Raw genomic sequence first — 14,238 nt, forward strand, 5'->3', positions numbered from 1 at the left:
TCATACAGAAACACCGCTTCATCAGCGGTGTTCCAAACAAATCACTTCAAGTTTTCTTTGATTTTTTTAAACTCGCTTTCGTCAATTTCACCATTGACATACCTTTTCTCAAGCATTTCCATTGCGTTATAAGATCCTCTACGGTAGCATCCTCCATTTCTCCTTAACAAAATGAGGCTCGTAACGAAAATCCCAATGAAAATAAAAAGGATCGGAAAAATGAACCATGGAAAGAAACCAGCATGATGCATTTTAATCACTCCTGTGTGTAATATATTTTTACTATCACAGGATATCGAGCATTTCTTAACTCCACCTAGATTAAAGATTAATTTTTTCTTAACTTCATCACGTATCAAACGGCTTTCCTTCGATTGCATCCATATACCGCTTTGCGGACCGTTGAACCGCTTCGTTTGCCTTTGTCTTCACGATTTTATGGAAGGCACTATAGATACGGTCGAACCCTAACGGCCTTACCCGGTTCGCAATATCCTCTACTTTCCTGGCAGGCAGAGGGATCAGATTCGGATAGCTGTACATGAAGCTTACCCAGTTCTGATCAGCGACGACCTGGATAATGTCTCCCGTCAACAGGACACCTTTTCCTGCGTTACCCTCCTTCCAATGGAGAACGGCGCCACCACTGAAATGACCTCCCAGGCGATGAAGTGTAATCCCGGATTTTAACTGCAGTTCCTCTCCTGACCAGAAGTGTATCCGCTCACTCGGTTCCATGACCCATTGCCGATCATCTCCATGGATGTAAATCGGCGCGTCAAATGCATGAGCCCATTCAACCTGAGTGGAATAGTAATGTGGATGTGATAAAGCAATGGCATCGATTCCCCCTAGTTTTCCGATGGCTTTGATGGTCTTTTGATCAAGGTAGGTTATACAATCCCAAAGAACATTGAAACCATCCTCTCTTACAAGGTAAGCCGTCTGTCCGATTCCAAAGCCCGGGGTAGTCTTAATACTGTACAAATTCTCTTCTTCTTGTTCAATTTCATTTTTGTAACCTCTGCTCTCGATCATTGTGTAAAGCGTGGTCCAGTCCTGTCCTTTCGGATTCACATATTGCCGCTCTTCACGGCATATCGGGCAACTTTCCGGTTCGTGTGTACTTTCAGGATACTGGACGCCACATGTCGTACAAATGAATTTACTCATTACATATCTCTCCCTTTTTCTTTCCTCTTTCTTCTATCCTAATCAATCAACCAGGAAGGAAAAACGAGCAAAGGTTTGAAACTGAAGTAAGACTTTTGATGTAATCCTATTGAAAAACGAGGATTTGGTTTTAAAATCCATGTAGATTGGGAAACCATACAACAGGCATCCTAAAAATAATCTATTATTCCGTTTTCATAGATAGGTGCAAGGTAAAGATACAGCCTGCATTTCAGGAGGTGAACTTCTATGTTGGAGGAGCTGAAAGAGGCAAAGATCATCCCAGTGTTGCGGAACATGCCCGATGACCATCTTTCAGAGATTGTGCAAGCATTGGTTGACAGCGGTGCTAAAGCGATTGAAATTACTTTGGATGAACCCAACGGTATAAACAAAATCAAAAAGATCAAGAAAGAGTTTCCAGACTTGCTGATTGGAGCGGGAACCGTGTTCTCTATTGACGATGCAGAGGATGCCATCAAAGCGAAAGCCGACTTTCTGGTTTCACCGATCATGGTGAAAGAAGTCCTTTATTTTGCGAACAACCGCCATACTTTGTACATCCCAGGCGTCTTCACACCTACAGAAATGGTTCATGCGACGATCCAGGGAGCATCTATGGTCAATATATTTCCGGCTTCTGCTCTAGGACCTTCGTTTATCGCAGCCGTATTGGAACCGTTCGATGATATCCCCCTCATGTGTTCAAGTGAAGAAAATGTTGAGGATTATATGAATGCTGGAGCAGAGGTGATCAGAATAGATCGAAACCTGATCACCGAAGAAATGCTTGAAAACCAAGAATGGGCCCTTCTCAAAGAACGATTCCGACTGTATGTGAATCGTGTCAACTAACCGATTCATACCAACATGCTATGGGACTGGAGGACTCAAACCCGCCACCCCAGTTCCATAGTCATTTCTCTTTATTCAATTTCCTGAAGCGACCGCAAATGGGACTTCCTTTTCATTACTGAACGCTACTATCTTTTCGTAGTACTTATCAAGGTTTATTTTGTATAACAATTGATGGTCAAGCTGGTTGTTTGAATAATCCCTGGTTCCCTTTTCGGCATAATAGATTTCTAAGGTGTCACCTTCGCATTTGACAGTGAAATTTTTAATGTAAGCCGCCTCTTCCCCCTGGTCCATATTCGCAGCATTCAAAAATACGTAAACTGCCTCCTTTTTATCAAAGAAAAGATGTACGCCATTTTGTTCATCGACTTGATCAATGAACTTCTGAACATCTTTATGTATACTCGGCATCTTCACTTCAAAAAAAGAAAGCTCTTTATTACAACCAGTAGAATACCATAAACACCATGAATAACATTACCTTTCTCACTTACCACCTCTAAACAGAACTATGCTTCTCCCATATTTTAGTACAAATGAAACCCGCATCGTAAATTGGATACGGGTCTTGTATGGCTCTATTCTGGTTATATTGCATGATAAAGTGTTCCGAATCCTTACATCCACTATTAAAACGCAAATCGCTATTCATATGAAATTCCATGTCAAATTGATAAAGGCGGCAAGGTCTTCCCTGTTTCGAGTAGACTTTTCAAGTTGCTTAAAATCGCTGGCCATCCATTGTTCAACCCTACGAAAGTAACCTCTACCTCTACTATGTCACCAGGATGAAGATTTTCGTGTCTAAGTGTCAATTTCACAGTCGAGCCCGGACCTCAAGAGGTGAGACCTTTACAACTTGCTTTTGGTCTTTTTTGCTTCTGAAATGATTTCCTTGACGATTTCATCAGCTGTCTGGCCATTTTTGATGAGCCTGTTACCCTGGCCTGACCAGAGTGACATGTACCCTGCTTTCCCTTGCCGTTTGGCAGCAGCACGGATTTCTTTCGTGATAAAGTTCTGAATCGGATAGGTGAGCGGTTCGATTTCGTTCAGTTTTAAAAATTCCATAAATCGATTTCGGATCGCGCGAGCAGGTCTTCCAGAAAAAGCCGTTGTAATTTCCGTACTTTCTTCATCTGAATCGAGCAATGCTTTTTTATAAGCGGGATCGGCACTGCTCTCGACTGCATTCAAAAAACGGGTTCCTAGCTGTATACCATCTGCTCCTAACGCACGTGCTGCGACAAGACCCCTCCCATCCATGATCCCGCCAGCCGCAATGACAGGAATCGATACATGATCCACAACCTGAGGGATGAGCGCCAATGTTCCGATGTTAGCTCCCCTTCTATTTTCCATCTCGAACGTTCCGCGATGCCCTCCAGCTTCCCCGCCCTGGGCAACGACCGCATCAACCCCGACTTTTTCTGCTTTAATCGCTTCTTTTACGGTTGTCACCATCGTTACCAGATTGAGTCCCTGCCCATGGGCACGGTTCACTTGGTTTTGGGTCGGTACTCCGAATGTGGTAGAGATCACCGGCACCTTCTCTTCTATCAAGATATCAAACTGTTTTTCATAGTGATCTGTAACTTCAGGTTGTTCTGCAGACGGAGAAATACCCAGTTCTTCATAGATCGGCATAAGATTTTCTTGGACAGCAGTTGTACGGGAGTCTTCCTTTTCCATCTTTACCCGAAATAGATTTACAGAAAAAGGCCGGTCGGTCCGCTCCCGGATTTTCCGGATCGCATCCCTTGTTGCGTCAGGCGTCAAGTAACCAGCACCCAAAGTGCCGAGTCCCCCAGCATTGGAGACTGCAGCAACAAGTTCGGGTGTCGTAATTCCGCCAGCCATCCCCGCCTGAATAATCGGATATTCAATGGCAAAAAGTGAACAGATTTCAGTTCGTAAGTTCATCATTCTCATCCTTTTCCGTAGGTTTTCGAACTCGTGAAAATAATCCTGAAAGTGTGCGATTAACTCTTTTTTCCTATGATGAGAGCTAGTCACCGAAATTAATCTATAAATCCGACATCTAAATCATAGCGGCTGGCAGCAAAAGGACTATGATGAATAACAAATATAATTTCCAGATAAAAGCTCAAGCCATTCGTTCGTGTAGAACTGTCGAGCAATGAACAGGCCAATGATTGGCAGGATAAGAAGCCCGGTTAGTGAGAACCTTTTCTCATTCGATATCGTCTTGTTAGACTTGATCGATTCTCCTCTATTATTTACGAATGATCAGTGTATGCAGGAGCATAAAAGCTATTGTACAAATGATATCACCTTAGGGACCCGAATTCACGTGATAAAACTCCTTCATACATGAACATACGCTTGAAGATTAATCCTTCAAGCGATCTTCTAAAACGAGGAAACGGTAATTTGCAGATGATGTATGAGAAAGATGATTTGGCAAAAAACGAAATCCCTCCTAACGGTCACCTTAAGAGGGATTTTCATCTGTATGGATTTAATTCAATCAGCCTGCTTTATGGTTTAGATTTTCAGACTCAGCTATATCTACTTTCGTTTTTGGACCGAAATTAAAGACCATGTTCAAGACGATCGCTACTAGGCTTCCTGCTACAATTCCGTTATCCGTAAAGATTTGGAATCCCTGCGGCAACTGGTCGAACAAGGTCGGGGATACAGTGACCCCAAGACCGACACCTACGGAACAAGCAATGATCAAAAGATTCTCATGATGATCCAGGTCAACATTGCTTCCTAGCATTTTAATCCCTGTCGAGACGACCATGCCAAACATGGCAATGGTAGCTCCACCTAGTACAGGCGTTGGAATCAAGGTCGTAAATGCTGCCACTTTCGGAATAAGGCCAAGCACGACTAATATGCCGCCAGCAGTAAAGATCACATTTCTCGTCTTCACATTCGTCATTTGAACAAGTCCGACGTTTTGAGAGTATGTCGTATAGGGGAATGCGTTGAAAATACCACCTAATAGAACGGCTAATCCTTCCGCACGGTATCCCTTGGACAAATCATCCGATGAAATCTCTTTCCCACAAATTTTTCCTAATGCTAGAAAGACGCCGGTGGATTCGATAATAGTGACGGTCGCTACTAACAACATCGTGAGAACTGCAGAAAATTCGAATGTCGGTAATCCGAAATAGAATGGCTTGACCATATGGAACCAAGAAGCTTCTGCAATCGATGCAAAATCAACTTTCCCCATGAAAGAAGCAACGATCGTACCGACAATCAGACTCATCAAAATCGAAACCGTGCGAAGAAATCCTTTTAAAAAACGGTTCATCAATATGATCAGAGCCAGTACTCCAAACGATAATGCAAGATTATCCAGACTTCCGAAATCTGGGCTTCCTTGACCACCGCCCATGTCCGTTATCGCGACCGGGATAAGTGTAATGCCGATGACAGTAACAACTGATCCTGTAACGACAGGTGGAAAGAATCGAACCAGTTTCCCAAAAAATCCAGCAAACAATACGACGAATATACCTGATAGAATGATAGCTCCATAAATCGCTGAAATGCCATGTTCACTTCCGATCGCAATCATCGGCCCGACTGCAGTAAACGTACAGCCTAAGACAACCGGAAGCCCGATACCGAAAAAACGGTTTTTCCAAACCATCAACAACGTTGCCAAACCACAAGTGAATAAATCGATCGAAACGAGATAAGCCAACTGTTCAGCTGAAAGTTTCAATGCTCCCCCAACAATGAGTGGTACAATGACTGCACCAGCATACATGGCCAGTACATGTTGAAACCCTAATGAGAAAATTTTAGATGGACGTTGCATGGTTGATCTTCTCCTTTTCTTCATGGTCCTCTGCAAATTCGACCCTTTGATTTTCCAGTGACACGATCCGTACCAAGGATTCCACTCGATATCCGGCATCTTTCAGCCTTTCCCCACCGTTTTGGAATGCCTTTTCAATGACGATTCCGATTCCTGCGACCTCAGCACCCGCTTGTAAAATGATGTCTGCCAGCCCGAGCGCAGCCTCTCCATGAGCCAAAAAATCGTCAACGATCAGGATACGATCATCCGGTGATATGAATTTCTTTGCTACCGTCAAGTCACTCGAAACCTGCTTTGTAAAGGAGTATACTTTCTTTACATAAATATCATCCTTCAAAGTAAGTGACTTTTGCTTTCTTGCGTAAATGAGAGGCACCTCCAGATGAGCAGCCGTCATGAGTGCAGGGGCGATCCCTGATGCTTCGATCGTTAAAACTTTGGTGATTTTTTCTCCTGAAAAATGGGACAAGAACTCCTTCCCGATTGATGACATGAGTGCTGGATCAACTTGGTGATTCAAGAACGCATCAACCTTCAACACCTGATTAGATAGCACAATCCCTTCCTCCAACACTTTCTCCTTCAGCAATTGCATAATGAAATTCCTCCTGATCATTTTTAAGAAGTTATTATCGATTTCTCGGCAAGAAAATAAACAAACTTCCGAAGACAATGGACCTTTCCGGGTGAAAATAAAAAAACCCGAGTAGACATCAACTGTCTCTTCGAGTGATCGTGAATAGATACACCAATATAAGGTAAACCCAACATATATGATGGGCCAACTTTACATTGCGGTCATCACTCGTAGTCCAGTCATTTACGGTGACCGGGTAGAGACTTGCAGGCCGATTCCTGCGATTATACGAGTTGATATTGAATTATAAATTGGATTATAACGTATAAGCGTCTAAAATGGAACAATAACCATGAAAATTCTATATATCGTTCGGGTTTTAGGGTTTAATGATGGTTACCCACGTATTTTCATTCGTCTTTCAAAAAAGATGGGAGTTTTGAGTCCCAAAGATTCCATTAACTCCTTTGGTAAGGATCTCACTCACTATCCTGTCTCAACCGTCTGTGCAGAAAGTTTTAAGTCTCCGTGTTTTTTGACACTTAAAAAGAATGCTGGATCATGTGGATCAGCACTCTTAATTATAGGTTACAACGTTCCGATGTAGTCTAGTTGATCGATTTCTTTCGAATCGGCGGAGCCGTCTAAAATCTTCTGAACGTCAGCGAGTGTATTTTTCAGGCTGACCGTTTCGCCTTTCTTACCAGTGAATTGCTCTGCGACGTAAAACGGCTGTGTCAGATAGGCTTCAAGCCGCTCGCCTCTTTTGTACGTAAGTTTTTCTGCTTCAGGTACACTATCGATTCCCCTCACATTGACGACAGCCCGGAGTTCTCGGTACCGACGGAGCAGTTTTTGCGCGCGCTGCTGGATATGCAAGTGATTCTGGTCAAGGTATGCCCCTTCCAGGACAGACGATGTTGAGTAAATTGGATTGATTGCCGGGAATTTATGGCGGGTAGCCAGGTCGATATCGAATTGCCACAACGTTTCAAGCGGTCCGTATGGCAGATCTTCATCCATCGCTTCTCCCTTCAGATCCAGAAGGAAGGTGGTCACGTTCTGCACACCAACATCTTGAAGGCGTTGTTGAAGATCATGGATTTCCCCTGTCAGGACATGTGAACGATCGGCCGTAAACATGATTTCCTTCTGATTGCCGAAGCCAGCCATTTTTTCATACGCTTCATCCACAGACGTTACAACGACATCATAGTATTCCAAAATGTCATTGAGGTCTTCATTGTCTCCTTCTGGTTTTAAAAGAACCGATGCATAGCCGTTCTGTTTAAGGCGATGGGTTAATTCAGCTAAAATGACCAGTTGCCCCATTCCGTGGCGCGCGACCAGGCCGATTGTCCCCCCTTTTGCGAGTGGTGCGAACAAATCCAAAGTTTTGATCCCCGTTTCGATCATATCAATCTTCTCCCCTCTGATAATCAATTCATCAAGACTACATTCAGCAAGCGTTGCGAGTGCAACTAATGTGCGGACCTCTGAACGTCCCACTGGAATTTTTCCTGTGCATAGGTTCGAGACTGTCGCTGGCCGTAACCCGACAGATTTGGCTGCAGTAGTCAAATTCGGTACTTTTTTCCGCAATAATGCCACGTTCAAACGAATATTTTCTATCATTTCCAATTTTTACACCTCCTGTTACTTTATATAGTATTCTTAATTACGCTAAAAAGCAACCATAAATTACTCTTTGGCGTAATTATTATTTCTAATCTTTACAATCCGGAACAATTGAAAAATAGGTTAATCAGGGCCTTCTTTCTAAAAGTTTACAACATTCAAGCTTAGTCACTTTTTTGTAGGGATTTCAGTTTTCATCGGAATAATGAAAAAACAGGCTGCCCGTCGCAGCCTGCTTCCTCCATCATCCCTCATGGCCAGAAGGTGTATAGTATGGTGGCACCTTGATCCAGCCTCTTTTTCGCATCAGCATTTTCAGTTTGGATCCGTAAAGCATTTTCTCACTTTGTAATTCCACCCAGATTTTTTCCATATCACCCCGTATACACTGGGTTGTATTTGTTGCACACATCACGATATTACTCGCCACTTTAACACTTAGTAAATTGGCTATTTCATTATCAGATGATTTAACGCCAGACGGTATAGCATTCGGGTCTGTTTTCGGTTTATGTGCATCTGCTCTCGGCAATGGAATGCCTTCCTCCAGCATGAACGCTTCAAGCCTATTCAATTGGGACTCACCTAAGTCTTTTCCTTCTTTTACGATTACGCTTAATTCATCATCAATCGTAGTGTTCAAACAAATTTCCAAAGCGGGAATTTCTTCTGCAAGCGCAGTATAATACAGCCAGCATCCCATTACCTCCCCAACATGCAAGGGAGTTTTCGGTTCATCATCGTAGGTCTTCTTCATATAATCGACTAACGCCTCGAATATGTTTGCCATCTATGTACCTCCTGGATAATAGATCTCTTTTTTTAATATCCCTATTTAACCTCGGAGGTATTCACGAAGGGTTCATCGTATGGACGAAACCCTGGAGTAACCTGGGATAATCGATTCGCATGGAAATGTACATTAGCCTAAAACCTGAAGATGTGCACGTTACGCTGTTTAGAATTGTGGGTTTACGATTGCACTTCCTGTACCGTTTTGCACCGAATAGTCTGTCGTTGCGTTTTTTCATTTAAAGAAAGGGGTGATCCTTTTGTTATGGATCTTCCCCTTTTACCTGGTTACAATTAATTATTTCCCATAAGCGCAAGCATGATCGCTTTTTGTGCATGGAGGCGATTTTCAGCTTCGTCAAAAACGACGGAGTGCGGACCATCGAGGATTTCAGCTGTTACTTCCTCGCCTCGGTGTGCAGGCAAGCAGTGCATGAACATAAAATCGTCCTTCGCTTTTTCACAGAGCTTACTGTTCACCTGGTAAGGCTTGAAAGCTTCTATACGCGTTTCGAACTCTTCTTCCTGCCCCATACTTGCCCATACATCCGTAACCACTACATCCGCGTCTTGGATCGCTTCATCCGGAGAGTTGGTGATCACCACGGAGCTCCCATTCTGTTTTGCTACAAGTTTCGCCTGATCGCGTATCATCTGATTGGGTTCATACCCGAAAGGACTTGCGACGGCGATGTCCATCCCGACTTTTGCGGCACCTTCTAAAAGGGAATGTGTCATATTGTTGTTACCATCACCGAGATAACACAATTTCAACCCCTTCAATTTGCCTTTATATTCTAAGATCGTCAACAGATCCGCCATCACCTGCGTAGGATGGTGTAAATCGGTGAGACCATTGATCACAGGAATATCGGCATGCGCTGCAAATTCTTCAATTGTCTTATGCGCGAATGTCCGGATCATGACAGCATCTACGTAACGGGATAACACCTTAGCCGTGTCAGCAACGGTTTCCCCGCGTCCAAGCTGGGTATCCTTCGTGTTCAAATAAATCGGATTCCCTCCAAGTTGGATAATCCCAACTTCAAAAGAAACCCGCGTACGCGTCGACGCCTTATCGAAGATCATCCCTAATACCTTACCGTTCAAATGCTTGTGTGCTACGCCGAGCTTCTGTTCCTGTTTAAGCTTTAAAGCTTGTTTAAGTAAGTACATGATTTCTGTTGAATGGAAATCTGCGATTGTAAGAAAATCCTGACCTGTAAAATTGGAAGCGGTCAATCCTTTTGTCGGTAATAGTTCAACGGCCTTTGCCATTTTGCATCTCTCCTAACTCATCTCTCTTTCGAATTATTATACATACTCAATAATATTTATTCAATAGTTATTATAAAAATACTTAAATTACCTTATTTTAGTACATAATATTTGAATAATAATGTATATTCTCGCCATAAGAAAAGCGCAAACGCTCTGTTCAGCCATGAGGGTCGCTGGAAGTCCGACGAGGAGGCTCGAACCAAACAAAGTTCGGTTCTGCGTGGATAAACACTTCGACTTAAATCAATGTGTCGCCGCCACAGAAGGTCTGAAGTGACCCAAGTGGTTGGTCGTTGGAGCTAGACATTCCTTCATCGCAACAAAAAAACCTCCTGACGCTATGTCAGGAGGTCAACTGAATTCTATTGCCTTCAAGGCATCAAGTAGTTCGCATAGTAACGGGAGATGGCAACGGCGTAATCTCCTCGTGTGACTGTCTGTGCTGGCTCAAAAACAGCTGTGACAGTTGGCTCAAGATCATACGGACCTTGAGTGACATTAAAATAAGCATTAAGAATGTTCAGGTCGAGAGCGAGTTGGACGTATCCCTTCAAATGATCTGGAACTTGCTCTGCATCCTCAACTGCAACCCTTTCATCCTTATATTGCACTGTCAATGGATCATCATTGAGCGCCTTCGCTTCACTTTCGAGTCCCAAACTTTGCACAAGAGCATAGGCAAGCCCAGCACGGTCAACAGCTTTCTTTGGTGAAAATTTACCGTCAGCTGTCGGCAATAGAACACCGCCATCTCCTTGTGCTGTATCTTTCAAGGCTGCACCTTTTGCAGCGACTGCTTCCACATAAGCCGTATCACTCGAAGCTACATCGGTAAAACTCGCCCCGCCATTTGGAAGATACTGACGGATTCCAGCACCCATTGTCAGGTACTTCGCAAGATCGACACGTGTCAAAGCGTCATCTGGCTTGTAGTTCCCGTTCTTATCGCTATCCAAAAACCGCTCGCTCACCCCGCTCTTGATTGCACCTTCTGCCGGATGGCCGCTGATGTCATTCAACCCAGTGAAACCGCTCGCTTTTTTAAAAGCAAGTTCGCCTTCAACCGTTTCAGGCAGCCCAACACTGCCCTGGAGCCCTCGTATTTCTAAAGTCCACGTACCAGGTACTGGATTTGTCACCTGGACGGTACGGTCGGTATATAACGTGAACAGAACATAGATTCCTGAAGAGTATTCTGTTCCGTCTGGTGAGGTAAGCACAAGATTGAGCGGATTCCCTGTTTCATCGAGAAGCCCTTTTGCATTGATGCGCGCGACAAGCTCTGTCAAGCCTTCCTCAACTTCAAACGTCACCTTGTTTGAGTCAGCTGTTACAGGATTGTATTCAACCTCTACAGGTGTCCGTTCGACATCCATTTCTACATTCGCATTGTATTCATTCGTTAGATTAAGCGTCTGGCCGTAATTTTTATCGTTTAAAATCATATCAACAGCCGCATAAGCATTCGCATAACCCGCTCCGACTTCCCAGGGTTCATGCCCTGGCATGTTGGTCGCTGTCTGCTGGATGATCTCTTTCACTTCTTTCGGTGTGAGGCTTGGATCAGCATCAAGCATCAAGGCTACGATCCCAGCCCCATGCGGCGCGGCCATCGAAGTTCCGCTCATGTGAGTGTAATACGGTAGATGAGCAGGATCCAGAGTCTCCGCATCCTTGTCAGCACTTAATGCTGTCAATGGCGCTATAGTCTTTGTCGATATGATATCCTCCCCAGGTGTTGTGATTGTCGGTCGGTCTTCCCAAGTGAACTCTTCACCATTAACCGTCACTGTACCGCCTTTCCCTTTTACACCACGGGATGAAAAATCGGTTAGGTTCCCTTGCTTATCACCCGCTGCAACCGTGATGACCCAAGGTGCTTTTTTATAGTTGCCAGAGATTGTCGCTTCTCCAGGACCCGAGTTGCCAGCAGAGAATACGGTGACTATGTTCCGGTCATATAGCTTCTTCGTAGCGATATTGATCGGATCTTCAGGATCAAAATCGGTTCCTGAATCACTCGTCGATCCCCATGAATTCGTGATGACACGGATGTCATACTCAGCTTGATGGGTCAATGCATAATCAAATCCGCCGAGCGTATCAAGGATTGAGATTCCAGCACCGGAACCATATCCGATTAAATCTGCGCCAGGCGCGACCCCTTCATATTTCCCACTCGACATTGCCCCATTTCCACCGACGATTCCAGCGACATGCGTCCCATGCCCGGAGTCACTGTCCGTATTTGGAACATCTTCAACATATGTTATTGGAAGCAAATCACTGAATGCATTCAAATTCGTCGCACCCTGGACATTTTGTACCAGATGGTCACCAAATTTGATGTCTTTATGGGTCCCATCGACACCACTGTCATTGATGACAACGCCGACACCCTTACCTGAAACCGGTAGTCCGTCGTTCTTTGCGGTAAGAGCTGCATCTTCACGGAGCTTGTCTACCCCAGTCAAGTCTGTCGAGTCTTCATTTTCATATTCGAGTTCTTCGTTTAAGTATAAGGAACGGATTTCTTCAAGCTGGGTAAGAGATTCGATCTGTTTCGGCGTCGCTAAAACCCCAGCCATCGGAAGCTCGTTGAACGTTACTCCCTTCGTAATCCCTACCTTTTTTAAGAGTTGGGCATGTTCTTTAGTCGGGCCATCGTTCGTATGGAAGGTCACAATCACCTCAAGTGGGTCTGATGTGTCCTCCATCGCATCTTGCAATTTCGTGTTGATGATTGTTGTTCCACTCGTTTCCGCATTCACCTTCGTTACCGGTGTCAATGCGGTAAACCATGTTGTGAATACGAGCATTACACAAATCAGAAAAGTTAACCGTTTCATCTCTCGCCCTCCGAATGAAATAATTTGAATAATTCAATTATTCCACAGGTCTGTCAAAATCCGCTATTCTCCATAGGGCGTAACAGATAAGAACGAAAGATATATTCCTACTACCCGAAAAGTCGTATGGACCCGTACAATCTAGTAAAATAGAACCAATGGGCAATTTTTCAGTACCCCAAATTCAGTTTTTCATGTTTTTTACGGTCTCATGAAGCTCTTATGGGTACCTCAAATTCAACCTTTCGCTATTTCATGGTCTCATGAAGCTCTTATGAGTCTCTATTTTTGCCTCCTTCAAGGGACCCATAGAGCTATAATAGGACCTTAATTCACAAACTTTTTGAATAGAAAAAGCAAACCACTGTTGGTCTGCTCTCTATAACATCATATTCGGTTATCATTTCATTTACAGCTATATCATAGTATTCCAACCCGGAACGTTGCATATGTACCCATCAGCTTCCAATCCGTTCATAAAAGGTGAGCAAGTTGTTGTCTGGATCAATCACCGCAAACTCTCGAACTCCCCATGGGCGATCGCCTAAAGGCGCATCCGGGTGCAATATCCCAAGGTCCTCTAGACGTCCGTGCAATTCATCGACACCGTCCATTCCAATGTGACAGCTTCCTGTCCCTGCGATAAACGACTCGGTACCAGTAATGACTGGAGCAGACCTGTCCACCCTGCGCCATCTTTCATCATTGGCCAGCCACAGATGGATCCGGACTTCATCCCAGCTTAATACCGCAAAACCATCCTCTTCATACTCGACCGAGAATCCAAGCGAGTCGCGATAAAACGCTATGCTGCTCTCGAGGTCTGTTACCGGTAAAGCAGGTATGGCTTCAAGCATTTTCATTACAACAATCCCTCCCAAGCTTTTATAGAATCAATTCGATCCTGAATAAAGGATTTCCTTTTAGTATATTCACCTGGACGTAAAATCTAAAACCGATGAAGAACAAACATGAAAATAATCTAGTAATTTTCCTATAAATCTAGCAAACGCACAGGCACCTTCTATCAAACTGCATAAGATAGATTATGAAAAGGGGACGCCCTCCCCCTTTTCAATCAAAGCATAGCCTCCTATCCTTTACCAAAGGTTAATGCGTCCGCCCCGCATTAACCTTTATTACATATAAAGCGTTGCCTTAATCAGGCTTACAGAAATTATGTCCTATTTCCTTCAGGGGCAGCTGCCTGGAATCGGTTGCCACAAGGTCAGACCATCGCCAGGTTCTATAAACCAATTGAC

Annotated in this window: 12 protein-coding genes and 1 riboswitch; of the genes, 1 reads left to right on the forward strand and 11 read right to left on the reverse strand. The window is 44.0% G+C overall.

All coding sequences use genetic code 11. The annotated features are described in order from the left end of the window. Window positions 1-41: 41 nt before the first annotated feature. Window positions 42-251, reverse strand: a complete 210-nt coding sequence (locus L1611_RS06780) for an SHOCT domain-containing protein (RefSeq protein ID WP_236312338.1) — start codon at window positions 249-251, stop codon at window positions 42-44. A gap of 97 nt (window positions 252-348) precedes the next feature. Continuing rightward, window positions 349-1,173 carry an MBL fold metallo-hydrolase gene (locus tag L1611_RS06785; protein ID WP_236312339.1) on the reverse strand — a complete coding sequence of 275 codons (825 nt, stop codon included), beginning with the start codon at window positions 1,171-1,173 and terminating at the stop codon, window positions 349-351. 249 nt (window positions 1,174-1,422) lie between these two features. Here L1611_RS06785 and L1611_RS06790 point away from each other — a divergent pair, with 249 nt between their 5' ends. Beyond that, the gene (locus L1611_RS06790; protein ID WP_236312340.1) at window positions 1,423-2,028 is read left to right on the forward strand and encodes a bifunctional 4-hydroxy-2-oxoglutarate aldolase/2-dehydro-3-deoxy-phosphogluconate aldolase; all 606 of its coding nucleotides are present in this window, start codon (window positions 1,423-1,425) and stop codon (window positions 2,026-2,028) included. A gap of 75 nt (window positions 2,029-2,103) precedes the next feature. On the opposite strand, the gene L1611_RS06795 is transcribed toward L1611_RS06790, so the two are convergent. The 9 genes from L1611_RS06795 to L1611_RS06835 all read right to left on the reverse strand — a co-directional run bounded on the left by L1611_RS06795 (window position 2,104) and on the right by L1611_RS06835 (window position 13,839). Beyond that, window positions 2,104-2,442 (reverse strand): hypothetical protein, encoded by a 339-nt coding sequence (locus L1611_RS06795; protein WP_236312341.1) that lies wholly within the window; start codon window positions 2,440-2,442, stop codon window positions 2,104-2,106. A gap of 441 nt (window positions 2,443-2,883) precedes the next feature. Next, entirely contained in the window at window positions 2,884-3,963 is a 1,080-nt protein-coding gene (locus tag L1611_RS06800) for an NAD(P)H-dependent flavin oxidoreductase (protein WP_265738382.1), read from the reverse strand. A 559-nt stretch (window positions 3,964-4,522) separates the two neighbouring features. Continuing rightward, window positions 4,523-5,836 (reverse strand): nucleobase:cation symporter-2 family protein, encoded by a 1,314-nt coding sequence (locus L1611_RS06805; protein ID WP_236312343.1) that lies wholly within the window; start codon window positions 5,834-5,836, stop codon window positions 4,523-4,525. After that, window positions 5,820-6,434 carry a xanthine phosphoribosyltransferase gene (locus L1611_RS06810; RefSeq protein ID WP_236312344.1) on the reverse strand — a complete coding sequence of 205 codons (615 nt, stop codon included), beginning with the start codon at window positions 6,432-6,434 and terminating at the stop codon, window positions 5,820-5,822. The genes L1611_RS06805 and L1611_RS06810 overlap by 17 nt, the downstream gene beginning before the upstream one ends. Window positions 6,435-6,627: 193 nt before the next feature. Next, window positions 6,628-6,728: riboswitch (purine riboswitch) on the reverse strand. Window positions 6,729-7,004: 276 nt separating this feature from the next. After that, window positions 7,005-8,048 (reverse strand): ATP synthase beta subunit C-terminal domain-containing protein, encoded by a 1,044-nt coding sequence (locus L1611_RS06815; RefSeq protein ID WP_236312847.1) that lies wholly within the window; start codon window positions 8,046-8,048, stop codon window positions 7,005-7,007. A 250-nt stretch (window positions 8,049-8,298) separates the two neighbouring features. After that, complete coding sequence (locus tag L1611_RS06820) at window positions 8,299-8,844, reverse strand: DUF3231 family protein (protein ID WP_236312345.1); 546 nt, start codon at window positions 8,842-8,844, stop codon at window positions 8,299-8,301. Window positions 8,845-9,140: 296 nt separating this feature from the next. Then, window positions 9,141-10,124, reverse strand: a complete 984-nt coding sequence (gene argF, locus L1611_RS06825; protein ID WP_236312346.1) for an ornithine carbamoyltransferase — start codon at window positions 10,122-10,124, stop codon at window positions 9,141-9,143. Window positions 10,125-10,498: 374 nt separating this feature from the next. Continuing rightward, the gene (locus L1611_RS06830; RefSeq protein WP_236312347.1) at window positions 10,499-12,976 is read right to left on the reverse strand and encodes a S8 family serine peptidase; all 2,478 of its coding nucleotides are present in this window, start codon (window positions 12,974-12,976) and stop codon (window positions 10,499-10,501) included. 458 nt (window positions 12,977-13,434) lie between these two features. Then, the gene (locus L1611_RS06835; protein WP_236312348.1) at window positions 13,435-13,839 is read right to left on the reverse strand and encodes a bleomycin resistance protein; all 405 of its coding nucleotides are present in this window, start codon (window positions 13,837-13,839) and stop codon (window positions 13,435-13,437) included. Window positions 13,840-14,238: the final 399 nt, after the last annotated feature.

Origin of the sequence: Pseudalkalibacillus salsuginis, assembly GCF_021646685.1 — a bacterium.
In the GTDB taxonomy this organism is placed as follows: Bacteria; Bacillota; Bacilli; order Bacillales; family Fictibacillaceae; genus Pseudalkalibacillus; species Pseudalkalibacillus salsuginis.